This window comes from Candidatus Avoscillospira sp. LCP25S3_F1 (assembly GCF_052117125.1).
In the GTDB taxonomy this organism is placed as follows: domain Bacteria; phylum Bacillota; class Clostridia; order Oscillospirales; family Oscillospiraceae; genus Avoscillospira_A.
Window position 1 is genome coordinate 28,711 of record NZ_JBQKJT010000005.1, and the last position, 25,832, is coordinate 54,542.

Genomic DNA, 25,832 nt, shown 5'->3' on the forward strand with positions numbered 1-25,832 from the left:
GAAATTGACTAAAAACTTTTATATTATGTCTGTTTTCCACACAAATCCGCGCCATGCCCTACACAGAGCATGGCGCAGAGAACGTTTTACTCGATTTTTCTCAAAAAATCGCAGGGATTCGGGGACAGCGCCCCCGAAAACAGCCCTGTTTACCGCAAAAATCCCTCGAGAATCTTCTCCTCGGCTTCCTCCGCCGTCAGGCCCAGGGTCATGAGCTTCAGCAGCTGGTCGCCGGCAATTTTGCCGATAGCCGCTTCATGAATCAGGCCCGCATCCACATGGTTACAGGAGATGGCGGGGATGGCCTTGACCTTGGCTTCGCCCATGATGATCGCGTCGCAGCTGACATGTCCAAAACAGGGGGCGTTGCCCTCCACCCGGGGATAGAACACCTGAACGGAGTTGTCCTGGGCCACCGACCGGGAGATTACCCGCGTTTTGGAGCCCTCGCCGTTTAAAAACACGTCCATTTCACTTTCGGCATACTGGTTGTCGTGGGTCAGCAGCTTTTCCGTGATGACAATTTCCGCGTCCTTGCCCAAAACGGCCTTGGTGTACCGCTTGGTGTCGTCCACACCCTTGATTTGGGTGGTATCCAGGGTAACGGTGGCGCCCTCCTCCAGGTAGAGGATGGTTTCCGGATTCAGAATCCGCTTGCCGCCGCCTTCTCCCTCGCCGTAGTGGGTCTCCGAATAGGTGACCTTGGCGTTTTTGCCCACATAAAAGGTGTGAACGCCGTCGTGCTGGGAGTCATCGCAGCCGCAGTTGTGGATGCCGCAGCCGGCGACAATGTTGACCTCCGCGCCCTCTCCAATATAGAAATCGTTGTAAACCTTGTCATGGAAGCCGCTTTCGGTAAGCACCACGGGAATATGGACGCTTTCATGCTTGGTAAAGGGGGCAATGTGGATGTCGATGCCGTCCTTGTCGGTTTTGGATTCAATGCGGATGTGCTCGGAGTTGACCCGATGGGCCTTTTTGCCGTCGATGCGGATGTTCACCGCGCCATCGGTCTCGCCGTTTTTCATGGCGGCGACCACTTCCAGAATGTGCTTTTGTACGTCGTTCAGCATGTTCCGTTTACCTCCAGCCGGTTGCAGCCCGAAACGGTGTCTGCGAGAATTTGGGGATAGATTTTTTCAGCGGGACCCCGGTCCTTCACATGGCCGTCGGCCACCAAGATGATCTCGTCGGCCAGACGGATGATGCGCTCCTGGTGGGAGATGATGAGGATGGTGGCCTCTTTTTGGGCATGGATTTCGGAGAAGGTCTCCGTCAGACGGGCAAAAGACCAGAGATCGATGCCGGCCTCCGGCTCGTCAAAGATCATCAAAGGACATTTTCTGGCCAGAATGGTGGCAATTTCAATGCGCTTGACCTCGCCGCCGGACAAACTGGCGTCCACATCCCGGTCCAGATAGTCCCGGGCGCACAGGCCCACCTTCGTCAGATAGGAGCAGGTCTCGTCGTGGTTCAGTTTCCGGCCGGCGGCAATGGACAGAAGATCCGCCACCTTCATGCCCTTGAACCGGGGCGGCTGCTGAAATCCGTAGGAAACGCCCAGCTTTGCCCGCTCCGTCACGGTTTTATCGGCCAGCTCCGTGCCGTTCCAGAGGATGGAACCGCCGGTAACGGGAGCCAGTCCCATAATGGCCCGGGCCAGGGTGGTTTTACCGCCGCCGTTGGGGCCGGTGATGACGATAAATTTCCGGTCCTCCACCGTCAGATTGATGTCTTTTAAAATATCGGCTCTGCCGTTTTCGTCGTTGACAGTCACCGAGAGATTTTTGATTTCCAGCATCTGTTCATAACCTCAACAATCGCACTCGAATTTTGTTGGCATAGTTTGCCGATATTGTAACACAGTCCCTTTTTCTTTGCAACTGCGTCCGCTGGTTTTCCAGGTTATAGACAAGGGCCTGTGGATAACTACTTGCGGACCACCGTCTTTTGTGATAGAATAGGTTGATTTTATATGCCCATTTTTACTGGGGGAAAGGAGGGGCCCATGCCTTCTGCCGCGTTTATTTGGGCCAAGGTGCTTGGCCATATTGAAAATAAAATGGGTGCTGCGGCCACATCCGCCTGGTTTGACGATACCAATGTGGTGGAGATCACCGACCATCAGCTGATTCTGTCCACACCCTACGAATATCAGCAGGATGTGATCCAGCGGCGCTGCATGGAATACATTCAGGACGCCATGCGGGAGCTTTACAACCAGGAGGTCGAGGTGGTTGTCCTGCTGGAAGAGAATGTGGAAGAATACAAAAGCCGCATGGAAAAGCCGAAATTTGTGGAGTTTAACCCGGAGTTTACCTTTGAAAAGTTCGTGGTTGGCTCATCCAACCGGTTTGCCCACGCGGCGGCCGTGGCCGTGGCAAACAACCCCGCCGGCGCGTATAACCCCCTTCTGATCTACGGCCCTTCGGGCCTGGGCAAAACCCACCTGCTCTACGCCATTGCCGCCGAAATCCACAAGCAGCATCCCAACTATAATATTGTGTACATCAAGGGCGATCAATTCACCAATGAACTGGTGGCCGCCCTACAGGAAGGCCGGAATATCGAATTCCGCAGCAAATACCGCAATGCCGACCTGTTTCTGATGGACGATATTCAGTTTATTGCCGGCAAGGCCTCCACGGAGGAGGAATTTTTCCATACCTTCAATACGCTCTACGAGGCCAAAAAGCAGATTGTCCTCACCTCCGACCGTCCCCCCGAGGAGATGCTCAAGCTGGAGGACCGGCTGAAAACCCGATTCCAGTGGGGTCTCCAGGCCGATATTATCCCTCCCGATTACGAAACCCGCATGGCCATTATCAAAAACAAGGCCACGTCCCTGGGATTGGAAATGCCCGACGACGTCTGCGCCTATATTGCCGAAAACGTCACCTCCAATGTACGGCAGATTGAAGGCACCGTAAAAAAGATTATGGCCTATCAAAAGCTCAACGGCATGAATATTGATGTGCCGTCGGTCTCCCGCGCCATCAAGGACATGTACAAGGGCAAAACAGAAGCCCTCCCCACCCCCAGTCTCATCATTTCCGAGGTCAGCCGCTTCTATTCCATTCCGGAGAGCACCCTCCGGGGCACCCTCAAGAACAAAGGCACCGCCGAAGCCCGTCAGGTGGCTATGTATCTGATCCGGCAACTGACCAATTTGAGCCTTCCCGACATCGGCCGCGAATTCGGCAAAGACCACTCCACCGTCATCTATGCCATTCGTAAGGTCGAAAAAGCCATGGATCAGGGCGGCGTCCTGGCCGAAACCATCCGCGACATCACCGCCAACATCAACAATCGGTTGTAAGAGGTGCTGATGTAGGGGTATTTCGCGCCCTGCGAGGCGCGACCAAAGGCGCTGCCTTTGGAAACCGCGATTTTTTGAAAAAAATCGAGTAAAACTTTATTTGGATATAGATTGCATTTGACATTTAACAGTGCAGCGCAACTGAACTGGTGCAGTAAGCTTTGAATCCATGCTTTGCATTGTTGCGGAGATGGATGGGGACACTGTGCTTCACAGGAACGCCGGAGTGTTTTTTGTCGGCTCCGGCAGTGGATTTTGTCACGCCAAAAGTTTTCCACAGCGGCTTGTGGAATGTTAGGTAATTTTTGTGGAAAATTTGCGGTTTTTTGAAAGAAAAAATTTTCTCCACAATGGACTGTGAAAACTTCCTGTGGAATACACAGGGGCCTGTGGAGAAAAAACCGTTGATACGACAGGGCTTGCGGCAGTTTTCCACATAAATTTCTTCTACGACTACTGCAACTACTAAAAAATCCTTTCTTTCTACTAAGAGAGACAACACGGAGGAACTGTTCATGAAATTTGTCTGTGAAAAAGCGCTTCTGGTTTCCGCTATTTCTGTGGCCTCCCGGACGGTGGCCCCGAAGAGTCCCATGGCGGCCCTGGAAGGCATTCACGTCCATGCCGGCATGAAGTTACAACTCACTGGTTATAATTTGGAGACTGGTATTACCGTTTCGGTACCGGCAGAGATTGTGGAAACCGGTACCTGTATTCTGCCTGCCCGTCTGTTTTTCGATATTGTGCGGAAGCTCCCCGATGAGGAAGTCACCGTCTCGGTGGATGACAGCTACAAAGTATCCATCCGCTGCGGCATTTCCTCCTTTACCATTACTGCCACCGACGCCGAAAACTATCCGGAACTGCCGGATGTGGAATACGCCAACGGCGTTTCCATCCCCCAGCGGGCCTTGAAGGAGCTGATCTCCGGTACCATTTTTGCCGTATCGGAAAACCAGACCCGTCCGGTTCACACCGGCTGTCGCTTTGAGGTCACCGAAAAAGATATGACTGTGGTGGCCGTGGACGGTTACCGTCTGGCGCTGCGCCGGTTCCATTTTGAAGAGGCCTCCGGCCGCGTGATGACCTTTGTGGCGCCCGGCGCCGCGTTGAAGGAAGTGGAAAAAATTCTGGGCGATACCGATGAGGAGGCCCGGTTTACCCTGGGCAGCAAGCATCTGATGTTTCAGATCGGAGAGGCTACCCTGGTTTGCCGCCTGCTGGAGGGTGAATTCCTCGATTGGCGGCGGGTGCTGCCTACGGAAAATCCCATCAAGCTGACGGCCAATGTGGAACAGCTCAACGCTTCCATCGAGCGTGTGAGTTTGATCGTCTCCGAACGGCTCAAAAGCCCGGTCCGCTGTGTCTTTTCCGACAACAGCGCCGATTTCAAGACCGTGACCACCATCGGTGCGGCCCACGATGTGTGCCCCGTGGCCGGCGACGGCAAAAATCTGGAGATCGGCTTCAACTGCCGCTATCTGCTGGATGCCTTGAAGGCCGTTCCCGCCCAGGAGGTTACGTTGGAGCTGAGCAACGGCTTGAGCCCCATTGTCCTGACCCCCACCGACGGCAGCGACCAGTTTGCCTATATGGTTCTGCCGGTTCGATTGAAAGAATCCATGTAAGAGCAGAGCGCAACATTTTGTAAAGGACGATTGGTTATGAAAGTTCGCGTCACCAGAAAACAATCGGATGCCCCCATTCCCGTGGCCATTCACACGGAATTTATCAAGTTGCAGGACTTTTTGAAGTTCTGTGACGCGGTTTCCTCCGGCGGCATGGCCAAGAATTTCATTCAGAACGGGGAAATTGCCGTCAATGGAGAAACGGAGACCCGCCGGGGCCGGAAGCTGTATCCCGGCGACGTGGTCTCCTTTGGTCCCAACCGCTGGCAGGTGACTGCCCATGAGGCTTGAGCAGCTGCGGCTGCGGGGCTTTCGCAACTACGAATCGCTGACGGCCGACTTTGTCCCCGGCGTCAACCTGATTGTCGGGGACAACGCCCAGGGAAAGACCAATCTGCTGGAGGCCATCACCTATCTGTCCATGGGCCACTCCTTCCGTACCCGGAAGGAGCAGGAGCTCATCGGAATGGGGGCGGAGTTTGCGGAATTGGAGGCGAAGCTGTTTTCCCAGGGACGGGAACAGTCCATTCGGGCCGTTTTGTTTCCCGGCCGCCGGTCCCGACAGCTGTACATCGGCGGTGTCCGCCAGAAAACGGCGGCGGAGCTGCCCGGCATTCTCACCACGGTGCTGTTTTGCCCCGAGGATCTGCTGACGCTGAAAATGGGCCCGTCGGCCCGGCGCCGGCTGCTGGACAACGCCCTGACCCAGCTGCGGCCCGGTTATGAGCGGGCGCTGACCCAATACACCCGCCTCCACGACCACAAAAGCCGGATATTAAAGGACCGGTTTCAAAATCCATCCCTGTTGGAGACGCTGCCGGACTTCAACCTCCGTATGGCCCAGGTGGGTGCAATTTTGATTGCCTATCGGGCACGATTTATGGAGCGGCTGGCCCAGCTGGCCGCCGATTTTCACCAGGAGTTTTCCGGCGGAAAAGAGCATTTGACCGTCACCTACCAGACGGTTTCCAATATTCCCGACCCCTTGGCCCCTCAGCAGGAGGTGCTGCAAAAGCTGCTGGAACACCAGCACAGCCATTATCGGGCGGAGCTGGAATCGTGCCAGTGTCTTTCCGGCCCCCATCGGGACGATTTCGACGTATTGCTGGACGGCGTCAGTCTGAAAGGCTACGGTTCTCAGGGCCAGATCCGCACGGCGGCCATTTCCTTAAAGCTGGCCGAGCGGGAAATTTTCCGGCGGGACACCGGCGAGGAACCGGTGCTGCTGCTGGATGATGTACTGTCGGAGCTGGACCCGGCCCGGCAGGACTTTATTCTCAACCGCATCGCCTCGGGCCAGGTGTTTATCACCTGCTGTGAGCGCAGCCGCGTGACGGAGATCGGCAAAGTGCTGACCATCGAACACGGCGCGCTGCTGGAAGGAGCGTGAACGGATGTATTTACCCATTGGCAGCGACATGTCCCTGCGGGACTCGTCCATCATCGGCATTTTTGACCTGGATAATACCACCAGTTCCAAGGATACCCGGGCCTTTCTCAAGCAGGCCGAGGACGGGGGCCAGGTGGTCACCGTCACCGATGAATTGCCCAAAGCCTTTATTCTGACCCGGGAGTTCACCATGGACCGGGTGTATCTGACCCAGTTTTCCACGGCCACCGTGGCGGCCCGCTGCGAAGCCGCCGGTCAGAAACAAACCAAGTAGGTTTTCCAACCATCAAGTTAGGAGCGCATAGCATGGCAGAAGAATTGAATCCCCTGCTGGAGCAGGAATACGACGCGGCCCAAATCCAGGTTCTGGAGGGCCTGGAAGCGGTGCGGAAGCGTCCCGGTATGTATATCGGCTCCACATCCTCGTCGGGCCTGCACCATCTGGTTTACGAGATTGTGGACAACGCCATCGATGAAGCCCTGGCGGGCTTCTGCACGGAGATCACCGTCACCATCAACGAGGGCAATACCATCACCGTCACCGACAACGGCCGCGGCATCCCTGTGGATATCCAGGCCCAAACGGGACGGCCCGCGTTGGAGGTTGTCTATACGGTGCTCCATGCCGGCGGTAAATTCGGCGGCGGCGGCTACAAGGTTTCCGGCGGCCTGCATGGCGTCGGCGCCAGTGTCGTCAACGCTCTGTCCGAGTGGCTGACGGTCCAGGTCCATCGGGACGGCAAAATCTACGAGATGAGATTCTCCCGGGGCAACATCACCCAGGAAATGAAGGTCATCGGCACCACGGACCATTCCGGCACCACCGTCACCTTCAAGCCGGACGGGGAAATTTTCGATGATCTGGTCTATGACTATGACATTCTGCATACGAGAATGCGGGAACAGGCATTTCTCAACGCCGGTCTCCGCATCACCACCACCGACCGGCGTCCGGGAATGGAGCAGCAGGACACCATGCACTATGAGGGTGGTATCCGGCAGTTTGCCACTTGGCTCAACCGGGCCAAAACGCCCCTGCATCCCGAGGCCATCTATATGCAGGGCCAGAAGGGCGACGCCATGGCAGAGGTGGCCATGCAGTATAACGACAGCTATAACGAGACCATCCTTTCCTTTGCCAACAACATTCATACGCCCGAAGGCGGTATGCACGAGACAGGCTTCAAGACGGCTCTGACCCGCGTTTTGAATGCCTATGGTCAGAAAAACAACATCATCAAAACCGACGCCGACAAGGTTAGCGGCGAGGACTGCCGTGAGGGTCTCAGCTGCATCATCTCTGTCAAGCTGACGGAGGCCCAGTTTGAGGGCCAGACCAAGGCCAAGCTGGGCAACGCCTATATCCGTACTCTGGTGGACAACATCGTCAATGAGCAGCTGACCACTTACTTTGAAGAGCATCCCCAGGTGGCAAAGGTCATTCTGGAAAAGGCCATGATGGCCAATCGGGCCAGAGAGGCTGCCAAAAAGGCCCGCGAGTCCATTCGCCGCAAGACGGCGCTGGGCGGCAGCGGTATGCCTGACAAGCTCCGCGACTGCAATGAGCGCAACCCGGAACTGACGGAACTGTATATCGTCGAGGGTGATTCCGCCGGCGGCTCTGCCACCCAGGGCAGAGATTCCAGATTCCAGGCCATTTTGCCGCTTTGGGGCAAGATGCTCAACGTGGAAAAGGCCCGGGCCGATAAGGTCTACGGCAATGACAAGCTGCTGCCGGTGATCACCGCCTTGGGTGCGGGCATCGGCGACGAGTTCGACCTGAACAAGCTGCGGTATCATAAAATCGTCATCATGGCCGATGCCGACGTGGACGGCGCCCATATTCGGACGCTGCTTTTGACCTTCTTCTTCCGGTTCATGCGGCCCCTCATCGAGCACGGCTATGTCTACGCCGCCGTGCCACCCCTTTACAAACTGACCCGCGGCAAGCAGCAGCGGGTGGCATTCTCCGAGGAAGAGCGGGAGCAAGTGGCCGCTGAAATGCGCGGCGATAACCCCAACGCCAAGGTGGAGATCAGCCGCTACAAGGGCCTCGGTGAGATGGACCCCCACGAACTGTGGGAGACCACCATGGACCCGGCCACCAGAACGCTCAAGCGCATCGACCTGGAGGACGCGGTGAAGGCCGACGAGACCTTTACGATCCTCATGGGCGAAAAGGTGGAGCCGCGTAAGGAATTCATCGAGAAAAACGCCAAATATGCTGTGAATCTCGACTACTAAGTTTCCAATCGCCAACGAGAAAAGGAAGGCACATACATGAGCAAGAAACCACAATACGATCCCGAGGAGATTCGATTCCCGGATCAGACCATCGTCTCCGCCCCGCTGGTGGAGGAGATGGAAAAGTCCTATATCGAATACGCCATGTCGGTCATCGTGGGCAGAGCGCTGCCCGACGTCCGCGACGGCCTCAAGCCGGTCCACCGGCGCATCCTCTACGCCATGTACGAGGACAATCTGACCCATGACAAGCCCTTCAAAAAGTCGGCCACCTGCGTGGGCGACGTGCTGGGCCGGTACCATCCCCACGGCGACGCCTCTGTTTATGACGCTCTGGTCCGGTTGGCCCAGGATTTTTCCATGCGCTACCCGCTGGTGGATGGTCACGGCAACTTCGGTTCCGTCGATGGAGACCCCGCCGCCGCCTACCGTTACACCGAGGCTCGGTTGGCCAAAATTTCCGCTGAAATGCTGCGGGATATTGAAAAGGAAACGGTGGACTGGGACCCCAACTTCGACGAGACACGGAAGGAGCCCAAGGTGCTGCCCTCCCGGTTCCCCAACCTGCTGGTCAACGGCTCCAGCGGCATTGCCGTCGGTATGGCTACCAATATCCCGCCCCACAACCTGCGGGAGGTCATCGGCGCGGCGGTGGAGGTGCTGGACAATCCGGAAGCCGAGCTCATCGACCTGATGGAGCACGTCCAGGGCCCCGACTTTCCCACCGGCGGCACCATCATGGGCCGCAGCGGCATCCGGGCCGCCTACGCCACGGGCCGGGGCCGCGTCATGGTCCGGGCCAAGACGGAATTTGAGGAGTTCAATAAGGACCGGACCCGCATCATCGTCACAGAGATCCCCTACCAGGTCAACAAGCGTATGCTCATCAAGAACATGGCCGATCAGGTGGAGGATAAGCGGCTGGAGGGTATTTCCGACATTCGGGACGAGTCTGACCGCAACGGCATGCGCATTGTCATCGAACTCAAGCGTGACGCCAATCCGCAGGTGGTTCTGAACCGCCTGTTTGCCCAGACCCAGCTGCAAACGACCTTTGCCATCAATATGCTGGCCTTGACGGAGGTCAACGGCAAATTGCAGCCGAAAATCCTGTCTTTGCGGCATATTCTCGACGAGTATCTCCACTACCAGCAGCAGGTGATCATCCGCCGGACCCAGTACGATCTGCGTAAGGCCCAGGAGCGGGCGCATCTGTTGGAAGGTCTGCTGATTGCCCAGGATAACATCGACGAGGTCATCCGCATCATCCGCACCAGCTATGACGATGCCAAACAGCGGCTCATGGACCGGTTTTCCCTGTCGGACGTCCAGGCCCAGGCCATCTGCGACATGCGGCTCATTGCCCTCCAGGGTCTGAACCGGGAGAAGCTGGAAGCCGAGTACAAGGAGCTGGAGGAGCGCATCGACTATTACAACCGGCTGCTGGCCAGCGAGGAAATGCAGAAGCAGGTTCTCAAGGAAGAGCTGCTGGAGATTGCCGAAAAATTTGGCGACGACCGCCACACGGACATTGAGGACGTGGAGGACGAAATCGATATCGAGGACCTCATTGAGGAAGAGGAGTGCTGCTATACCCTGTCCCGTCAGGGCTACATCAAGCGGATGCCTGCCTCCACCTACCGGACCCAGCGCCGTGGCGGCCGTGGCGTCAACGCCCAGAACCTTAAGGAGGAGGACTATGTCCGCTCCATGGTGACGGCGTCCACCCACGATTATTTGCTGTTCTTCACCAGTACCGGCAAGGTCCACCGCCGCAAGGGCTATCGGATTCCCGAGGCTGGACGGACGGCCCGCGGTACGGCCATCGTCAATATTTTGCCACTGGAGCCCGGCGAACAGGTGACGGCCATGCTGGCCACCCGGGAATTTGGCGAGGACAGCTATCTGTTCATGGTCACCCAGGGCGGTACCGTCAAACGGCTCGTCATGGAATCCATCCATACGGCCCGCAAGGCCGGTATCCGGGCGCTGACGCTGGAAGAAGGCGACAAGCTGATTTCCGTGCTGAAAACCAACGGCAGCGATCAAATTCTTATCTGCACCAAAGACGGTATGGCTCTCTGCTGCGATGAAAACGATGTCCGGCCCATGGGCCGCGACGCCCAGGGCGTTCGGGGCATCCGTCTGGAAGACGGCGACCGGGTGGTGGGCGCGGAGCTGTACCAGGAGGGCAAGCAGCTGCTGGCCGTCACGGAAAACGGCTACGGCAAGCGCACCAACGTGGAGGAATATCTGCGTACCGGCGAGGATGGCACCCGTCAGCCCCAGAAGCGCGGCGGCAAGGGACTGAAAGCCTACAATCTCACGGAAAAGACCGGCCCCATCGCCGGTGTCCGGGTGGTCTGCGACGACGACGACGTCATGCTCATTGAGGACGGCGGTGTGATGATTCGTATGGCCGCCTCCGATATCAACATCTACAAGCGCGACACCCAGGGCGTCATTGTTATGCGCATTGACGAGGGTAACCGGGTCATTGCGTTGGAACGGGTGGAAAAGGAAGAATCCGGCGAGGAGACGGAAGAATAACCGTTTGCCGGGCAGAGAAACGGGGGAGAATTTATGGCACAGAACACCAACGGCACATCCATCGGCTGTGCCACCGGCATCGTCCGGGTCCTGGGCATCCTGCTGCTGCTTGCCGGTCTGGGCAACGCCTTTTCCGGCGAGGGTGTTCCCAGCTTCGTTGTGGCCATCATCGGTCTGGTGATGCTGTTTGCCGGTTCCGGTAAAAAGCAGCGCCGGCAGGAAACCCGCGAGGCACTTCGGCAGGCCCGGCAGCTGTACCGGGAGCCCATTCTCCAGGCCAAACAGGAAGTATCCAAACAGGTCAAGGAGGCAGTGCGCATGGCGGAGAACAGAACCCAGCAGCGTGCGCAGCAGTGGCAGCCCCAACAGCAGGCGGCAAAACCCCAGCCAAAAGAACCGTCCTGCCCCAATCCGGAACCCCATCGCCATTATGAATCGCCCCGCCAGTCCCAGAGCAATGGGGCGCGGCTCATCGAAAACCGCAGAACGCTCTATGAAGCAGGACTGTTGACCCGGGAGGAGTATGACGCCGAGGTTCGGAAACTCCGGGGCCGGTAATGCGGGAAATCCACCACGAGGTGATGCTATGGAAAAAACACTGGGCGTTTACGTCCATATCCCCTTTTGCCGCAGTAAATGCGAATACTGCGACTTTTACTCCCTGGGCGGCGGCCGCAGCAAGGAGCTGATGGACCGGTACCTCCATGCCCTGATTCTACACATCCGGGAGACGGCGGCTCTGGCCCCCGACTATCTGGTGGATACGGTGTATTTTGGCGGCGGTACGCCCTCCTTTTTCGGCGCCGACGGTCTGAAACGGATTCTGGCGGAGATTCGCAAGCGGTTCAATATGGACCGGGACTGTGAGGTGACCTTTGAGGCCAACCCGGAATCCGTCAACGCCATGACGCTGCACAAGCTGCGCTCCGCCGGGTTCAACCGCATGAGTCTGGGTGTCCAGAATGAGGCTGACGAGGTTTTGAAGGCGTTGGGCCGTCCCCATACCTATGAGCAGGCCGTTTTTGCGGTGGAAAACGCAAGAAAAGCAGGTTTTGAGAATATTTCTCTTGACTTGATGTACGGTTTGCCCAATCAGACCAGAGAAAAGTGGATGCAGACCCTGCGGACGGTTCTGGATTTGCGGCCGGACCATCTGTCCTGTTACGGGCTCAAGGTGGAGCCGGGTACGCCGTTGTCCACGTATTACGAGAGCGCCAACCTGCCGGATGACGACACCCAGGCGGATATGTACCTCTACGCCGTGGAGACGCTGGAGAATTTCGGCTATGCCCAATATGAAATTTCCAATTTTGCACGGGAGGGCATGGCCTGCCGCCACAACCTGAAATACTGGACCGGCGGTGAATATATTGGTTTCGGCCCCTCGGCCTCATCGGATTTTGCTGGAAAGCGGTTTACGGCGGCGGCCAGTTTGGACACGTATCTGAAAGGCGTCCACGGCGGCGGCGTGATTTTGTCGGAGTGCGAGACCATTGCGCCCCGGGAGCGGGCCGGCGAATATCTGATGCTGCGGCTGCGGACCAGCCAGGGCATCAACGGCGACGAGTATGAAAGCCGGTTCCTGCTGCCCTTTGACATTTTGGAAAAGGGGATGCGCTTTTATGCTGAAAAGGGTCTGGCTGTCTGCGAGGAGGGATGCTGGCACCTGACGCCCAAGGGATTTCTGTTATCCAACCGGATCATCGGCGGATTGCTGGAGCTTCAGGAGCGGTCCCAGCCTCTGACCCGCCGTGGCCGGTAGTGCCGCAATAGACCTGCAAATTAAAGTTTCTGCTGGATTTTTTACAGGGGTTCCGGGGCAAAGCCTTGTTCTCCCTGCGGGATGACTGCGCCGCCCATGGCGCGGAATCCCTACAGGGATTTGCAAAACCGATAGAATCCCATAAAATTGAGGAATTGTATTGGTTCTGTAAAAAAATCAGGAATTTTTATTGACATTCCCTAGGCACATGGGATATAATATCTCTCGTATCGTTTCCCTTTGGGGAAATTATGCCTAAATTTACTCGCTGCGGCCGCACTGGGCGGCTGTTGAGCATGATTCTGACTCAGGAGGTGTACCACAATGGCTACCGTTCGTACCTATCAGCCCAAGAAGCGCTACCGTTCCAAGGTCTGCGGCTTCCGCAAGAGAATGTCCACCGCCAACGGCCGTAAGGTCCTGGCCCGCCGCCGTGCCAAGGGCAGAGCCAAGCTGTCCTACTGATCCCGGCTCGCAGAATACTGCTCGAGAAGCGAATGTTAGAGGGGTGAATGGAAACCTGTTTCTGTTCGCCCCCTCCGTCTATTTACGGGAGGCAGAAATTCCATGGAATTTTCCAAGTCTCTGAAGCTCAATCACCTGTTTCGTCGCCTGTATCGAAAGGGTTCCAGCGCCGCCAACGGCTACCTGGTACTCTACTGCCGCCGCAACGGTTCTCAGACCAACCGCATCGGCTTGACCGTTTCGGCCAAGCTGGGACATGCTGTGGTCCGCAACAAGCTGCGCCGCCGTCTGCGGGAGATCTACCGGCTGAACGAAGGGTCCTTCTGCCGCGGCTATGATATTGTAGTCGTGGCCCGCAGCCGTGCCGTGGACGCATCGTACCAGCAGCTGGAACGGTCATATCTGGCACTGGCCAAAAAGCTTCATTTGCTGGAAGGAGACTTATGAAACGTCTGCTGTTAGCCCTCATTCGCTTCTACCGCCGATTTGTCTCGCCCGCCTTTCCGCCACAGTGCCGCTTCAGCCCCACGTGTTCCCAGTACGCGCTGGAGGCCATTGAGAAGTACGGCGCCTGGAAGGGCGGCTGGCTGACCATTCGGCGGCTTCTGCGCTGCCACCCCTTTTATAAGGGGGACTACTTCGATCCGGTTCCGTAAGGGACCCGTCCCTTTGGAGCCACACAGGAAAGGAAGAATACTTTGACTTCAATTGCTGACATCATTCGGATCCCCTTTGGCTATGTGCTGGAGTTTCTCTATAACTTTTCCGGCAATTACGGCCTGGCTCTGATCCTCTTCGGCATTGCCATCAAACTGATTCTGCTGCCGGTCAGCGCCAAGAGCAAGAAAAGCATGATGAAGATGTCCCGTATGGCCCCCCGGGTCAAGGCCCTGGAAGCCAAGTACGGCGACGACAAAACCAAATATCAGATGGAGGTTATGAAGCTCTACAAAAAAGAGGGCGTCTCCACCACCGGCGGCTGTCTGTGGGCCTTCATCCCCCTGCTGATCCTGATTCCTCTGTATCAGGTCATTCGCGAGCCCATGGTCTATATGATGCACCTGAGCCGTGAGCAGGCGACCGAGATTGTCAACATTGTCGGCCAGCATGTAGAGCTGGGCGGCAACACCTATTATCACCAGCTGGCTGCCGCCAGCTACCTGGGCCAGTATGTGGACGAAGTCAAGACGGCCATTCCGGCTCTGGCCAATGTGGACCTGTCTCCCATTAACTTTAGTTTCCTGGGGGTCAATCTGGGCAAAATTCCCACCTGGCAGTTCTGGACCCTGACCGGCTGGGCGGAGATCGGCCTGTTCCTGATGCCCGTCATTTCCGCTGCCTCCCAGTGGTTCTCCATGTTCGTTATGCAGAAGTTCAACGCTTCTGTGGCGACCAACAATCGCGGTGAGCAGGACAACGACGCGGCTTCCGCCGTCAACCAGTCCATGAAGTCCATGAATATCATCATGCCTGTCATGTCCCTCTGGATTGGCTTTTCCATGCCCGCCGGTATGTCCGTCTACTGGATTACTCAAGGTCTGTTCGGTCTGGTGCAGGAGTTCTTCCTGACAAAGCACTATCGCAAGGTGTACGATGCCGAGGATGAAATTCGCCGCCAGGAGTACGCCGAGGAAGAGGCCCGGGAGGCCGAGAAAGAACGCCTGCGAGCGGAACGCCGCGCCAAGCTGGGCGATGCGGCGGACCCCAACACCTCCAAGAAGAAGTTGGCTGCCAAAGAGAAAGCTGAGCGAGCCAACCAGGTGGAAGGCAAGCTGACGGCGGAACAGAAGGAAGCGCTGCGTCTGGCAAAGGAAAAGGCCGACGAGGAGCGTCACTTCTCCGGCATCGAAGACCGGCCCTACTGCCGTGGCCGTGCTTATCAGCCCCAGCGCTACGGCCGGAACACCAGCCAAGCCAATCTGGAAGAAGAATGAGACTCTGCAACAGCTGACGTTTATAGCAAGGAGCAGTGAATATGGAAAAGTTTATTATTACCACCGGTAAGACGCTGGATCTGGCCATTGCCGCCGCTCTGGAGGAGCTGAAGCTGGACCGCACCAGCGTGTCGGTGGAGGTTTTGGAGCAGCCTAAGTCCGGCTTTTTGGGCTTCGGCGCCCAGCCTGCCAAGGTCAAGGTGAGCTATGAGGCCGACGAGCCGGTGGCCGTTCCCGCCGCCGCTCTGTCCTCCGCCTCCCGCAGCAAGCCCAAGGCCCAGAAGACCGCTGAACAGTCCAAGGCTGAGATCAAGTTTGAGGCCAAACCCGCTCCCGCGCCCGCACCCAAAGCGGAAACGCCTGCGGCGCCCAAGCCGCAGCGGACCGAGCGGAAGCCTGAGAAAAAGCCCGAGTCCCCCAAGCCCCAGGAGCCGAAAGTGGTCAAGGAGTATCCCGTGGCCGAGGCCGGTTCCACCGAGGAGCGCATTGAGGTCTTTGTCAAGGGTTTGCTGGAGCACATGGGCTCCGATGCGGTACCCCACGCCGTCAAGTCCGGCGACGATGTGTACAACGTGGACCTGGTGGGCAACAGTCTGGGTATGCTCATCGGCCACCGGGGCGAGACGCTGGACGCCATTCAGCACCTGACCAACTATGTAGTGAACCGGGAGGCCGGAAAGCGGGCCCGCATCAACATCGACGCCGAGTGCTACCGCCAGAAGCGGGAGGAATCGCTGGCCCGTCTGGCTAATAAGGTGGCCGGTAAGGTGGTGCGCTACCGCCGCAACATCACTCTGGAGCCCATGAACGCCTACGAGCGCCATGTGATTCACGCGGCCCTCCAGGATACGCCCGATGTGACGACCTATTCCACGGGCACGGAGCCCAACCGCCGCATTGTGGTGGCATACAGCCGCTATCGCAGCACCGAGAAATAACCGATGCCCCCTGCGCTTCAGCGCAGGGGGCATTTTTTAATTTTGCGCGACCCGCCTTCGGCGGGTAATACACAGATTTACTCCACAGGGTGTGGAGTAAATCTGCGGATAACTATAACCCCTACACCAGAGCTTCCGGCATCGGGGTTGTGAATTTTCCGGAATTGAATAAAAAACCGCAACAATTTTGAAAAAAACCGTCTTCCGCTAAAAGCGGAGGACGGTTTTTCCCTGTGAAGAATTCCACAGTTTTTAAAAATCTGTGGAGTTTTTCACAGGTTCAGTCGGCATTGGACCGGAACAGAAAGGTCACTACCTGGGCGCGGGAGCAGGCGGCGTTGGGAGAAAAAGTGCCGGCGCCGGTACCACCGGTAATGTTGTTGGCGGCGGCCCAGGCCACAGCAGACGCAAAGTAATCTGTGGGAGCCACATCCGTAAAGGCGTCGGTCACCTTGGTGGACGGACTACCGGCGGCCCGATAGAGGAAGGTCACGACCTGGGATCGGGTACAGGTGGCGCCGGGGGCGAAGGTGGTGGAACTGGTACCGCCGGCAATGCGGTTGGCAGCGGCCCAAATGGCGGCGGCGTAATAGTAATCGTCCGTGGTCACATCGTCGAAGGGATTTTGATAAGCGCTGACGTCGGGGCTGCCGGCAGCCCGATACAGGAACGTAATGACCTGGGCGCGGGTACAGGCATCGTCGGGAGAGAACGTGTTGGCGCTGGTTCCGCCGGTGATACCCTGTTTCACGGCCCAGTTGACAGCCGCAGAATAGTAGGCGTTGGCGGACACGTCGGTGAACGTTGTATCGGCGGCGGGGCCTTCCGGCTCTGTGGCAGGGGCGTCGACCACATGGAGAATGGTGGAGACGGTCTCCAGATCGGGCGAAACTGGGGAACCGCCCACGTAACCGGATACGGCATAGTAGCCGGCCTTGCTGATATTCAGGGGACCCGAATAGAGGTCAAAGGTCACAGTGGGGTCTTCCTCCCAAGGTTCCTGGGAAACGGTCAGATCGTCAAATAGGCCGGACAGATTTGTGTCGCCGGTGATGTAGACCTGACCGTTGCGGATTTCTGCGCTTAAAATCTCTGCGCGTTCCACGGCATGAAACATGACGGGCTGGCCCACTGTCACTTCGTAGACCGTCTTGGTGTCACCCTTGTGCAGCAGCATACAGCTTTCGCCGGTATAGTCTGCACCGACGGTGACGGTAGATGTAGCGGTGATGCCCTGCACGGTGAACAGGTCCCGTTTGCCGCCGGTATAGTTCTGCCGAATCACAATGTCGTTGGCAGCCAGGGCCGGTATTGCCAGTCCCAATGTCATGGACAAGGCCAGGGCGGTGGCGGCCAGGGATTTCAGATGGTTCATCGTTGCTCCCTCCTTGATGGATTTTCAAGATTGAGTATAACAACTGTTGGCATATTGTACAAGGGAAAAAATTTGGTCGGGGCCGCACAGCGGCCCCGACCAAGGGGAACGTTTTCATTATGCGCCAAAGAACAGCTTCAAATCGTCTTCCACGGTACCGATACCGGCAATGCCGAAGTTCTCCACCAGTACCTTAGCCACATTGGGGCTCAGGAAAGCGGGCAGCGTGGGGCCCAGATGGATGTTCTTCACCCCCAGGTACAGGAGCGCCAGCAGCACGATAACGGCTTTCTGCTCGTACCAGGCCACGTTATAGACGATGGGCAGATCGTTGATATCCTCCAGACCGAAGACCTCTTTCAGCTTCAGCGCAATGACGGCCAGGGAGTAGCAGTCGTTGCACTGTCCAGCGTCCAGCACGCGGGGAATCCCACCGATGTCGCCCAGGTTCAGCTTGTTGTACTTGTACTTGGCACAGCCCGCTGTCAGAATCACGGCGCTCTCCGGCAGAGCCTTGGCAAACTCCGTGTAGTAGTCGCGGCTCTTGGCCCGACCGTCACAACCGGCCATGACGACAAACTTGGTGATCGCACCGCTCTTGACGGCTTCCACCACCTGATCGGCCACGGCCAGGACCTGGGCATGGGCGAAACCGCCGACGATGGAGCCGGTCTCGATCTCGGTGGGTGCGGCGCAGGTTTTGGCCTGCTCGATGATGGCGGAGAAGTCCTTGGTCTCCCCTACCTCGCCGGGAATGTGCTTGCAGCCGGGATACCCAGTGCAGCCGGTGGTCCAGAGGCGGTCCTTGTAGCTGTCGCGGGGCGGCACCAGGCAGTTGGTGGTGACGAGAATGGGACCGTTAAAGGATTCAAATTCCTCCTTCTGCTTCCACCAGGCGTTGCCGTAATTGCCGACAAAGTTGGGGTACTTCTTGAAGAAAGGATAGTAGTGGGCGGGCAGCATCTCAGAGTGGGTGTACACATCCACACCGGTACCCTGGGTCTGCTCCAGCAGCATCTCCAGGTCGCGCAGATCGTGGCCGGAAATCAAAATGCCGGGATTCTTGCCCACGCCGATGTTAACAGAGGTGATCTCCGGGTTGCCGTAAGCGCTGGTGTTGGCAGCGTCCAGCAGAGCCATACCGTCCACGCCGTACTTGCCGCACTCCAAAGCCAGTGCAACCAGATCGTCGCCGGTCAGGGAGTCATCAATGGTGGCGGCCAGGGCCTTTTGCAGGAACGCATCGATGGCGGCGTCCTGCTTCAAAAGGGCGTTGGCGTGTTTGGAATAGGCGGACAGACCCTTGAGACCGTAGGTGATCAGCTCACGGAGGGAGCGGACGTCCTCGTTTTCCGTGGACAGAACGCCCACGGTGCGGGCATAGGCTTCCCAATCGCCCTCGCCGTTCCACAGAGCGGCCTTGGGCAGTCCGTCGGTGGTGCTCAGACGGTTCAGCAGATCGGCCTTGACGGACAGGGTTTCCCGGGTCCGGGCGTCGATGGCTTCTTTGTCAAAATTGGCATTGGTAATGGTGGTAAACAGGTTCAGGGTGATGAGCCGGTCGACTTCCGGGGCAATATCCTGGCCCTGGGCCCGTAGAGCCGTGGTGACGGCGGCCAGGCCGCGGGTTACGTGTACCAGCAGATCCTGAGCGGCGGCCACGTCCGGCTTCTTGCCGCAGACACCGGCGTTGGTACAGCCGGTGCAGCCGGCGGCTTCCTGACATTGATAGCAAAACATTTTCTGATCCATACAAGAAACTCCTTTTTCCGGGGGTTTTTCAATTCATGGGTTCAGTATATCGGAAGTGGAATCATTCGTATGTTGGAAATACAACAAAATAAAAATTAAAAAATTCGCCGCACCTGCGGTGCGGCGAAAGACGGTTACTGCATCATGATCTGGGAAATGGCGTCGAGGATCTTGTCGTGACATCCGCCGCAGCCGGTGGAGCAGTGGGTGATCTTCTGGACCTCGTCAAAGGCCTGGAGCACATCCTCGAAGCGGGTCATCTCATGGAGCGCATTTTCCACATCGAGATAGGACACCTGCTTACATTTACAGATCATTTCATTGGATACCATGGTCGATCCCTCCTGTATCAAGATGGACTCATCATACCACGAAGCGTCCACCGGGTCAACCTCACTTGGCCGGGGCCGGCCGCCGGATGGACAAAACCTGATACAACCCCGTAAAGCCGAGAATCAGAGCCGCGCCCATCCACTGGGAAATGGCCACGGATTCCCGGAAAAACAACGTGGATACAAAAATGGCTACCACCGGATCGATATAGCTGAGAATGGCTGTCTGCGTGCCCGGCAAGTCCCGAATGGAGGTGAAGTAGAGCCAGTAGGCCAGACCGGTGTGGACAACGCCCACAATCAGCAGATTGACCAGGGACGTCACATCGCAGTCCAACAGGTGGAAGCCGCCCCGCAGGGGCACCAGCACCACCAGCAGCAGACAGGACCCCGCCATCTGATAAATAGACCGGTCCAGTCCCGTGCCGCCGGGACAAAATTTGTTGATCAGTACCACTGTGGCGTAGAGACAGGCGGCGCCCAGGCCGAAGCCCACCCCCACCAGCTTGCCCGCCGTCAGGGTAGCGCCGCCGGAAATGACCAAAACCAGCCCTGCCGTGGCGGCGAAGAAGCAGAGGAGCTGCCAGGGGGTGGTCCGTTCCCGGAACAGCAGGGGGCTCAACGCCATGACCAGTACCGGCGCAAAGTAATAGGCCAATGTGGCTACGGCCACGCTGGTGTAATTGTACGCGGTAAACAACAGCGCCCAGTTCAATCCCACGGCCATGCCCGTCAGTACCATAATGAGCTTCTGACGGCCCGACAGCGGGGGCGTTTCATTGCGGGGTGTTACGAGCCGCAGCAGCGACAATACTGCCAGGGCGATCAGGCCCCGCCAGAAGGCCGTCTCCAGGGAGCTCAGGTCAACGCCCCGGACAAAAATGGACAACGTTCCGAACAGTATCATGGCCGAGATATTCATGGTTCTTGGCTGTAGCATCCCCGGTTTCCCCCTCATTTCATTTACCAATTAAAGTATATCATACCAAATTTTCATTGGCTTGTAAATGCGGTAAACCGTAAAGATTTTGCTCCAGGGTCAGGAACAATTTTCCAGACGCTTCATGGCACGGCGGAACTGGATGGAGAATAGAGTGACGGTGGTGGCTACGGCCAGAATGTCGGCCGCAGGCTCGGCCAGAAAAACAGAGGTGGTCTTCTGGAACGGCAGAATGTTGGGCAGGATGTAGATAAAGGGAATCAGCAGAAACACCTTCCGCAGCAGGGCCAGGAAAAGGGAGCTTTTGGCGTTGCCGATGGCGACAAAGGTCTGCTGACAGCCGATCTGCACGCCCAGGAGACAGACGGCGGCGGTATAAATCCGCAGGGCCGGACGGGCCACTTCCACCAGGGCTGGGGCATCGTTAAAAATTTTGATAAAAAGTTCCGGAAAACACTGTACCGCCAGCCAAAGCATTACGGAAAAGGTGGTGGTGCAGAGGACTTGCAACCGGAAGGCATGACGGACCCGGTCGGCGTTGCCCGCGCCGTAGTTGTAGCTGATGATGGGCTGTGCGCCTTGGGTCAGCCCCTGAAGGGGCAGCATGGAAAACTGCATGACGCTGGAGAGAATGGTCATGGCGCCCACGGCCAGGTCGCCGCCGTATTTTCGGAGGGAGGTGTTGAAGCACACGGCAATGAGGCTTTCCGTGGCCATCATAATAAAGGGCGACAGGCCCAGGGCCAGACTGGGAAGCAATACGGACCAGTTGGGCTTGAGATACCGCAGACGAATGCGGATGGTGGTTTTTTTGCCCGTCAGGAATTTGAGAATCCAAACCATGCTGACGGCCTGGGAGAGAATGGTGGCCAGGGCAGCGCCGCGAACACCCATATGGAATCCAAAAATAAAGATGGGATCAAGGATGATATTGCAGACGGCGCCGATAAGGACCGTCAGCATGCTGGTGACCGTAAAGCCCTGGGCGCTGATAAAGGTGTTCAGGCCCAGTGTTACAAGGACAAAAAGGGTGCCCAGGGAGTACAGCCGCAGGTATTCAAAGCCATACAGCAGCGTATTGTCGGTGTTGCCGGTACCGTCGTTGGCACCGAAGGCCAGCAGCATGGGTTCGGCAAAGAGATAAAAGACGGCGGTCAGCACCACGGACAGAACAACCAGGGTCGAGGTGGCGTTGCCCAGGACCTCCTCGGCCTTGTCGGTCTCGCCTTTGCCCAGATAGATGGAGGCACGGGGCGCGGCGCCCTGACCCGCCAGGGCCGCAAAGGCTGAAATAATCATAATCAGGGGCAGACAGACGCCGACGCCGGTCAGGGCTACCCGGCCCACCGTATCCGTGGGAGCAATGTGGCCGATGTACATACGGTCTACCAGATTATACAGCAGGTTGATGATCTGGGCCGCCACAGCCGGTGCCGCCAACCGCAGGAGCAGCTTGCCGATGGGTTGGGTACCCAGCGCTTCCGTTTGTTTCTGTTGCAAAGGTAACACTTCTTTCCCGGGTCATTGACAAGATACCCGTTGATGGATACAATATAGTTTACACAAAAACTAATTTTTGTCAATATAGTTTACATGACAACCAATTTGCATGGGGTCCACGACTTGGGAGGAACGCGTATGGCCGTCATTGCCATGGAGCATATTACAAAATTCCTGCGAATGCAGAAACAGGCCATTCAGGCCTATAACCGACGGATTGAAGAGACGGCCCATCGGCTGGGGTTGGCCAAGCCTGAGGCCGATGTACTGCTGTTTCTGGCCAATAATCCACAACACAACACCGCCAGGGATGTGGTCCAGTACCGGGGATTCTCCAAGACGTACGTCTCCCGGTCTGTGGAAAGCCTGGTGCGGCAGGAGCTGCTGACTACAGTGCAGTCGGCAGCGGACCGGCGGGTACAGTATCTCTACCTGACTGAGCGGGCCTCTTTGCCGGTGCGTCTGCTGCGGCAGTCCCAGAAGGAATTCTTTCATTTTCTCACGGAAGACCTGAGCGATCAGGAGGTGGCGGTGCTGGAACGGGTATTTCAACAGGTTGACCATAAACTGAGTCTGTTGAAATAATTTCCACAGTTGTTGACAGATGTGGATAAAATTGTGGATATGTGGATAACCCCAAGATATGCGCAAACATATGGTCGAAAACCACGGTATTTAGTGGCTCCACAAGGTGTTTCCACAGATTGTCCACGGTTATCCACAGAGTTCACATAGTTATCCACAAGCAGATGTGAGTAAAAAATGGGGGAAGGAATGAACATAAAACCGGAGTATTCCACAGGGGAAGCATGGACTGTGGATCAAAAAATGATGGAGGAGGCGTTGGCCCTTGCAGCGGCGGCGGCCGCTGAAGGCGAGGTGCCGGTGGGCTGCGTTGTGGCTCTGGGGGACCGCGTTGTGGGACGGGGCCGCAACCGCCGGGAGACGGCGAAGCACGCCCTGGCCCATGCGGAGCTGGAGGCCATCGACGAGGCCTGCCGGACGCTGGGGGGCTGGCGGCTGTGGCAATGTACGCTGTATGTGACGCTGGAGCCTTGCCCCATGTGCGCCGGGGCCATTCTCAACGCCCGGATTCCCCGGGTGGTCTACGGAGCCGAGGACCCCAAGGCCGGTGCCTGCGGCAGCGTCTGCGATCTGTTCTGCATGTCCTTTAACCACCATCCCCGGGCGGAAAAAGGATTGGAACAGGAACGGTGCGCCGAGATTTTAAAAACCTTTTTCCGAGACTTGCGGGACCGGCGGAAACGGGAAAAGACGGAATAGACAAACAGCGCCCGGATTCCACCAGGAATCCGGGCGCTGTTTGTGTCGAGCGGGTCACAGCATGACAATGGCCATAAGCACCGCCGGCTTATCCGTGTGGTTGTAGACACCGTGGGAGTGACCGTCGGAACAATATTCGGCGTCGCCGGTGTGGAGAATGTGGTCCACGCCGTCCTCCTGCAACGTGACGGGGCCGTCCAGGACCACATACAACTCCCCTTCCCCCGTATGGCTGTGCTGGCCCACAGAGGCCCCCGGCTCTACGGTCAGTACGGAGCAGAGGCGGGTTTTGGGCAGCTCATCTTTTGTGAACAGGTGGACAAAAGACAGGGAACCGGTACCACCCTTGAAATTCTCCTGGTGGTCCATGGACATGGATTCTCTGCGCTTGATCATGACGGGTCTTCCTTTCTCTTTTTCGATTTTTTCTGATTTTGCAGCCCCCGCAGCTCGATGATCTGATCGCGGAGGGCGGCGGCGTATTCGTATTCCATCATGCGGGCCGCTTCACGCATCTGCTTTTCCAGCTGAGCAATGGCCTGCTCCCGCTCCCGGCTGGTCATGCGGACGCCGTCCTTTTTCAGGGTTTCCGTGGCGTCCTTGGAAATCTCAATCAGCTCATGGACCGGCTTGCGGATGGTTTTGGGGACAATACCGTGGGCTTCGTTATAGGCGTTCTGGATGGAGCGGCGGCGCTCCGTCTCATCGATGGCGGACCGCATGGCGGCGGTGATCTTGTCGGCGTAGAGGATGACCTGGCCCTCGGCGTTTCTTGCGGCGCGGCCAATGGTCTGAATCAGGCTGGTCTCGGAACGGAGAAAGCCCTCCTTGTCGGCATCCAAAATGGCTACCAGACTGACTTCCGGCAAATCGAGGCCCTCGCGGAGCAGGTTAATACCCACCAGCACATCGAATTTGCCCAGGCGCAGATCCCGGATGATCTCCATACGCTCTATGGCGCCCACATCGGAGTGCATATACCGGACCCGGACGCCGTTGGTGGACAGATACGTGGTCAAATCCTCGGCCATCTTCTTGGTCAACGTGGTAATCAGCGTCCGCTCGTCCTTTTCGGTCCGCAGCTGGATTTCCTCCATCAAATCATCGATCTGCCCCTCGATGGGCCGCACGTCGATTTTCGGGTCCAGCAGGCCCGTGGGCCGGATGACCTGTTCCACAATCTGGCCGGACCGCTCCCGCTCATAGTCGCCTGGGGTGGCGGAAACGTAGATGACCTGATTGATGCGCTCCTCAAATTCCTCAAATTTCAGGGGCCGGTTGTCGAAGGCGCAGGGCAGGCGGAAGCCGTACTCCACCAGACTTTCCTTTCTGGCCCGGTCACCGTTGTACATGGCCCGGACCTGGGGCAGCGTCACATGGCTCTCGTCTACCAACAGCAGAAAATCCTTGGGGAAGTAGTCCAAAAGGGTCATGGGAGCCGAGCCGACCGGACGGCCGGAGATGACCCGGGAATAGTTCTCAATGCCGGAGCAGAATCCCAATTCCTGCATCATTTCCATATCGTAGAGGGTCCGCTGGCGGATGCGCTGGGCCTCCACCAGCTTGTCATGCTCCTCAAAGTATTTGACCCGCTCCCACAGCTCCTTGTCAATCTCCACCAGCGCCTTGGCCATTTTTTCCTTGGGTGTAATGTAGTGGGTGGCCGGGTAGATGGGGACATGGGAGAGCACCTTTTCCGGCATACCGGTGACGGCGTTGATCTGGGAAATGCGGTCGATTTCATCGCCGAAAAATTCCACCCGGATGGCTTTCTCTTTCCAGTAGGCCGGATAGATATCCACGGTGTCGCCCCGGACGCGAAAATGATTTCTTGAAAAATCGATGTCGTTGCGCTCGTAGCGGGATTCCACCAGCCGTTTCTGAAGTTCCGACACCTCCATGGTCATGCCGGGCCGCAGGGAGATCATCATTTTGGCAAAGTCGTCGGGTTCGCCCAAACCGTAGATGCAGCTGACCGACGCCACCACAATGACGTCCCGCCGCTCCAGCAGGGAGCAGGTGGCCGACAGCCGCAGCCGGTCGATCTCATCGTTGGTGGAGGCGTCCTTTTCAATATAGGTGTCCGTGTGGGCAATGTACGCCTCAGGCTGGTAGTAGTCGTAATAGGAGACAAAATATTCCACGGCGTTGTTGGGGAAAAACTCCCGGAACTCGGCGCAGAGCTGAGCGGCCAGCGTCTTGTTGTGGGCCAGCACCAGCGTGGGCCGCTGGACCTGGGCGATGACGTTGGCCATGGTATACGTCTTGCCGGAGCCGGTGACACCCAGCAAAGACTGCTCATGAAGACCGTTTTTGACGCCGGCCACCAGCTGGGCAATGGCTTCCGGCTGATCGCCGGTGGGTTGGTATGGGGCATGGAGTTCAAATTCCAAGGACAGAAACACCTCCTGTAGGATTG

The 25,832-nt window shown here is 57.3% G+C and carries 25 protein-coding genes; 16 read left to right on the forward strand and 9 right to left on the reverse strand.

Annotation, left to right across the window (positions count from 1 at the left end; all coding sequences use genetic code 11):
* Positions 1-149: 149 nt before the first annotated feature.
* Positions 150-1,070: a SufB/SufD family protein gene (locus ACTQ33_RS05545; protein WP_441463173.1), complete on the reverse strand. Its 921-nt coding sequence runs from the start codon at positions 1,068-1,070 to the stop codon at positions 150-152.
* Positions 1,067-1,801 (reverse strand): ABC transporter ATP-binding protein, encoded by a 735-nt coding sequence (locus ACTQ33_RS05550; RefSeq protein ID WP_441462826.1) that lies wholly within the window; start codon positions 1,799-1,801, stop codon positions 1,067-1,069. Before ACTQ33_RS05550 ends, ACTQ33_RS05545 begins: the two co-directional genes overlap by 4 nt.
* Positions 1,802-2,008: 207 nt before the next feature.
* On the opposite strand from ACTQ33_RS05550, the gene dnaA reads away from it, so the two are divergent.
* From dnaA to jag, 14 genes are all read left to right on the forward strand, one after another.
* Positions 2,009-3,319 carry a chromosomal replication initiator protein DnaA gene (gene dnaA, locus ACTQ33_RS05555; RefSeq protein WP_441462827.1) on the forward strand — a complete coding sequence of 437 codons (1,311 nt, stop codon included), beginning with the start codon at positions 2,009-2,011 and terminating at the stop codon, positions 3,317-3,319.
* 515 nt (positions 3,320-3,834) lie between these two features.
* A complete protein-coding gene (dnaN, locus tag ACTQ33_RS05560) occupies positions 3,835-4,947 on the forward strand; it encodes a DNA polymerase III subunit beta (protein ID WP_441462829.1) in 1,113 nt (370 codons plus the stop codon).
* Positions 4,948-4,983: 36 nt separating this feature from the next.
* Positions 4,984-5,238, forward strand: a complete 255-nt coding sequence (gene yaaA / locus ACTQ33_RS05565) for a S4 domain-containing protein YaaA (protein ID WP_441462831.1) — start codon at positions 4,984-4,986, stop codon at positions 5,236-5,238.
* The gene (gene recF, locus ACTQ33_RS05570) at positions 5,228-6,337 is read left to right on the forward strand and encodes a DNA replication/repair protein RecF (RefSeq protein WP_441462833.1); all 1,110 of its coding nucleotides are present in this window, start codon (positions 5,228-5,230) and stop codon (positions 6,335-6,337) included. Before yaaA ends, recF begins: the two co-directional genes overlap by 11 nt.
* 4 nt (positions 6,338-6,341) lie before the next feature.
* The gene (remB, locus tag ACTQ33_RS05575) at positions 6,342-6,611 is read left to right on the forward strand and encodes an extracellular matrix regulator RemB (protein WP_441462835.1); all 270 of its coding nucleotides are present in this window, start codon (positions 6,342-6,344) and stop codon (positions 6,609-6,611) included.
* A gap of 32 nt (positions 6,612-6,643) precedes the next feature.
* Positions 6,644-8,581 (forward strand): DNA topoisomerase (ATP-hydrolyzing) subunit B, encoded by a 1,938-nt coding sequence (gene gyrB, locus ACTQ33_RS05580; RefSeq protein ID WP_441462837.1) that lies wholly within the window; start codon positions 6,644-6,646, stop codon positions 8,579-8,581.
* Between the two features lie 36 nt (positions 8,582-8,617).
* Entirely contained in the window at positions 8,618-11,131 is a 2,514-nt protein-coding gene (gyrA, locus tag ACTQ33_RS05585; RefSeq protein WP_441462839.1) for a DNA gyrase subunit A, read from the forward strand.
* 33 nt (positions 11,132-11,164) lie between these two features.
* Complete coding sequence (locus tag ACTQ33_RS05590) at positions 11,165-11,689, forward strand: hypothetical protein (RefSeq protein WP_441462841.1); 525 nt, start codon at positions 11,165-11,167, stop codon at positions 11,687-11,689.
* Between the two features lie 28 nt (positions 11,690-11,717).
* Entirely contained in the window at positions 11,718-12,893 is a 1,176-nt protein-coding gene (hemW, locus tag ACTQ33_RS05595; RefSeq protein ID WP_441462843.1) for a radical SAM family heme chaperone HemW, read from the forward strand.
* A gap of 324 nt (positions 12,894-13,217) precedes the next feature.
* Positions 13,218-13,358, forward strand: coding sequence for a 50S ribosomal protein L34 (gene rpmH / locus ACTQ33_RS05600; RefSeq protein WP_441462845.1), 141 nt, complete (start codon positions 13,218-13,220; stop codon positions 13,356-13,358).
* A 102-nt stretch (positions 13,359-13,460) separates the two neighbouring features.
* Entirely contained in the window at positions 13,461-13,805 is a 345-nt protein-coding gene (gene rnpA, locus ACTQ33_RS05605; RefSeq protein ID WP_441462847.1) for a ribonuclease P protein component, read from the forward strand.
* Positions 13,802-14,014, forward strand: coding sequence for a membrane protein insertion efficiency factor YidD (gene yidD / locus ACTQ33_RS05610; protein WP_441462849.1), 213 nt, complete (start codon positions 13,802-13,804; stop codon positions 14,012-14,014). The genes rnpA and yidD overlap by 4 nt, the downstream gene beginning before the upstream one ends.
* A gap of 42 nt (positions 14,015-14,056) precedes the next feature.
* Positions 14,057-15,292 (forward strand): YidC/Oxa1 family membrane protein insertase, encoded by a 1,236-nt coding sequence (locus ACTQ33_RS05615; RefSeq protein WP_441462851.1) that lies wholly within the window; start codon positions 14,057-14,059, stop codon positions 15,290-15,292.
* A 41-nt stretch (positions 15,293-15,333) separates the two neighbouring features.
* On the forward strand, positions 15,334-16,230 hold the full coding sequence (gene jag / locus ACTQ33_RS05620; protein ID WP_441462853.1) for an RNA-binding cell elongation regulator Jag/EloR: 897 nt from the start codon (positions 15,334-15,336) through the stop codon (positions 16,228-16,230).
* Between the two features lie 280 nt (positions 16,231-16,510).
* Here jag and ACTQ33_RS05625 read toward each other — a convergent pair whose 3' ends face one another.
* The 5 genes from ACTQ33_RS05625 to ACTQ33_RS05645 form a co-directional block, all read right to left on the reverse strand.
* A complete protein-coding gene (locus ACTQ33_RS05625; RefSeq protein ID WP_441462855.1) occupies positions 16,511-17,605 on the reverse strand; it encodes an S-layer homology domain-containing protein in 1,095 nt (364 codons plus the stop codon).
* Between the two features lie 117 nt (positions 17,606-17,722).
* Positions 17,723-19,357 (reverse strand): hydroxylamine reductase, encoded by a 1,635-nt coding sequence (gene hcp / locus ACTQ33_RS05630; RefSeq protein ID WP_441462857.1) that lies wholly within the window; start codon positions 19,355-19,357, stop codon positions 17,723-17,725.
* 134 nt (positions 19,358-19,491) lie between these two features.
* Positions 19,492-19,689: a (2Fe-2S)-binding protein gene (locus ACTQ33_RS05635; RefSeq protein ID WP_441462859.1), complete on the reverse strand. Its 198-nt coding sequence runs from the start codon at positions 19,687-19,689 to the stop codon at positions 19,492-19,494.
* Positions 19,690-19,750: 61 nt separating this feature from the next.
* A complete protein-coding gene (locus ACTQ33_RS05640; protein ID WP_441462861.1) occupies positions 19,751-20,629 on the reverse strand; it encodes a DMT family transporter in 879 nt (292 codons plus the stop codon).
* Between the two features lie 99 nt (positions 20,630-20,728).
* A complete protein-coding gene (locus tag ACTQ33_RS05645; protein WP_441462863.1) occupies positions 20,729-22,129 on the reverse strand; it encodes an MATE family efflux transporter in 1,401 nt (466 codons plus the stop codon).
* A 138-nt stretch (positions 22,130-22,267) separates the two neighbouring features.
* Here ACTQ33_RS05645 and ACTQ33_RS05650 point away from each other — a divergent pair, with 138 nt between their 5' ends.
* Both ACTQ33_RS05650 and ACTQ33_RS05655 read left to right on the forward strand, forming a co-directional pair.
* Positions 22,268-22,714 (forward strand): MarR family winged helix-turn-helix transcriptional regulator, encoded by a 447-nt coding sequence (locus ACTQ33_RS05650; protein ID WP_441462865.1) that lies wholly within the window; start codon positions 22,268-22,270, stop codon positions 22,712-22,714.
* A 189-nt stretch (positions 22,715-22,903) separates the two neighbouring features.
* The gene (locus tag ACTQ33_RS05655; protein ID WP_441462867.1) at positions 22,904-23,413 is read left to right on the forward strand and encodes a nucleoside deaminase; all 510 of its coding nucleotides are present in this window, start codon (positions 22,904-22,906) and stop codon (positions 23,411-23,413) included.
* A gap of 54 nt (positions 23,414-23,467) precedes the next feature.
* On the opposite strand, the gene ACTQ33_RS05660 is transcribed toward ACTQ33_RS05655, so the two are convergent.
* Both ACTQ33_RS05660 and uvrB read right to left on the reverse strand, forming a co-directional pair.
* On the reverse strand, positions 23,468-23,809 hold the full coding sequence (locus ACTQ33_RS05660; RefSeq protein WP_441462869.1) for a cupin domain-containing protein: 342 nt from the start codon (positions 23,807-23,809) through the stop codon (positions 23,468-23,470).
* Complete coding sequence (uvrB, locus tag ACTQ33_RS05665) at positions 23,806-25,806, reverse strand: excinuclease ABC subunit UvrB (RefSeq protein WP_441462871.1); 2,001 nt, start codon at positions 25,804-25,806, stop codon at positions 23,806-23,808. Before uvrB ends, ACTQ33_RS05660 begins: the two co-directional genes overlap by 4 nt.
* Positions 25,807-25,832 lie beyond the last annotated feature (26 nt).

What these genes read in the sequence shown, in the direction of transcription:
- ACTQ33_RS05550 (WP_441462826.1), bottom strand. Translation starts at nt 1,801, where the DNA reads ATGCTGGAAATCAAAAATCTCTCGGTGACTGTCAACGACGAAAACGGC.
- dnaA (WP_441462827.1), top strand. Translation starts at nt 2,009, where the DNA reads ATGCCTTCTGCCGCGTTTATTTGGGCCAAGGTGCTTGGCCATATTGAA.
- dnaN (WP_441462829.1), top strand. Translation starts at nt 3,835, where the DNA reads ATGAAATTTGTCTGTGAAAAAGCGCTTCTGGTTTCCGCTATTTCTGTG.
- yaaA (WP_441462831.1), top strand. Translation starts at nt 4,984, where the DNA reads ATGAAAGTTCGCGTCACCAGAAAACAATCGGATGCCCCCATTCCCGTG.
- recF (WP_441462833.1), top strand. Translation starts at nt 5,228, where the DNA reads ATGAGGCTTGAGCAGCTGCGGCTGCGGGGCTTTCGCAACTACGAATCG.
- remB (WP_441462835.1), top strand. Translation starts at nt 6,342, where the DNA reads ATGTATTTACCCATTGGCAGCGACATGTCCCTGCGGGACTCGTCCATC.
- gyrB (WP_441462837.1), top strand. Translation starts at nt 6,644, where the DNA reads ATGGCAGAAGAATTGAATCCCCTGCTGGAGCAGGAATACGACGCGGCC.
- gyrA (WP_441462839.1), top strand. Translation starts at nt 8,618, where the DNA reads ATGAGCAAGAAACCACAATACGATCCCGAGGAGATTCGATTCCCGGAT.
- ACTQ33_RS05590 (WP_441462841.1), top strand. Translation starts at nt 11,165, where the DNA reads ATGGCACAGAACACCAACGGCACATCCATCGGCTGTGCCACCGGCATC.
- hemW (WP_441462843.1), top strand. Translation starts at nt 11,718, where the DNA reads ATGGAAAAAACACTGGGCGTTTACGTCCATATCCCCTTTTGCCGCAGT.
- rpmH (WP_441462845.1), top strand. Translation starts at nt 13,218, where the DNA reads ATGGCTACCGTTCGTACCTATCAGCCCAAGAAGCGCTACCGTTCCAAG.
- rnpA (WP_441462847.1), top strand. Translation starts at nt 13,461, where the DNA reads ATGGAATTTTCCAAGTCTCTGAAGCTCAATCACCTGTTTCGTCGCCTG.
- yidD (WP_441462849.1), top strand. Translation starts at nt 13,802, where the DNA reads ATGAAACGTCTGCTGTTAGCCCTCATTCGCTTCTACCGCCGATTTGTC.
- jag (WP_441462853.1), top strand. Translation starts at nt 15,334, where the DNA reads ATGGAAAAGTTTATTATTACCACCGGTAAGACGCTGGATCTGGCCATT.
- ACTQ33_RS05625 (WP_441462855.1), bottom strand. Translation starts at nt 17,605, where the DNA reads ATGAACCATCTGAAATCCCTGGCCGCCACCGCCCTGGCCTTGTCCATG.
- hcp (WP_441462857.1), bottom strand. Translation starts at nt 19,357, where the DNA reads ATGGATCAGAAAATGTTTTGCTATCAATGTCAGGAAGCCGCCGGCTGC.
- ACTQ33_RS05635 (WP_441462859.1), bottom strand. Translation starts at nt 19,689, where the DNA reads ATGGTATCCAATGAAATGATCTGTAAATGTAAGCAGGTGTCCTATCTC.
- ACTQ33_RS05640 (WP_441462861.1), bottom strand. Translation starts at nt 20,629, where the DNA reads ATGCTACAGCCAAGAACCATGAATATCTCGGCCATGATACTGTTCGGA.
- ACTQ33_RS05650 (WP_441462865.1), top strand. Translation starts at nt 22,268, where the DNA reads ATGGCCGTCATTGCCATGGAGCATATTACAAAATTCCTGCGAATGCAG.
- ACTQ33_RS05655 (WP_441462867.1), top strand. Translation starts at nt 22,904, where the DNA reads ATGAACATAAAACCGGAGTATTCCACAGGGGAAGCATGGACTGTGGAT.
- ACTQ33_RS05660 (WP_441462869.1), bottom strand. Translation starts at nt 23,809, where the DNA reads ATGATCAAGCGCAGAGAATCCATGTCCATGGACCACCAGGAGAATTTC.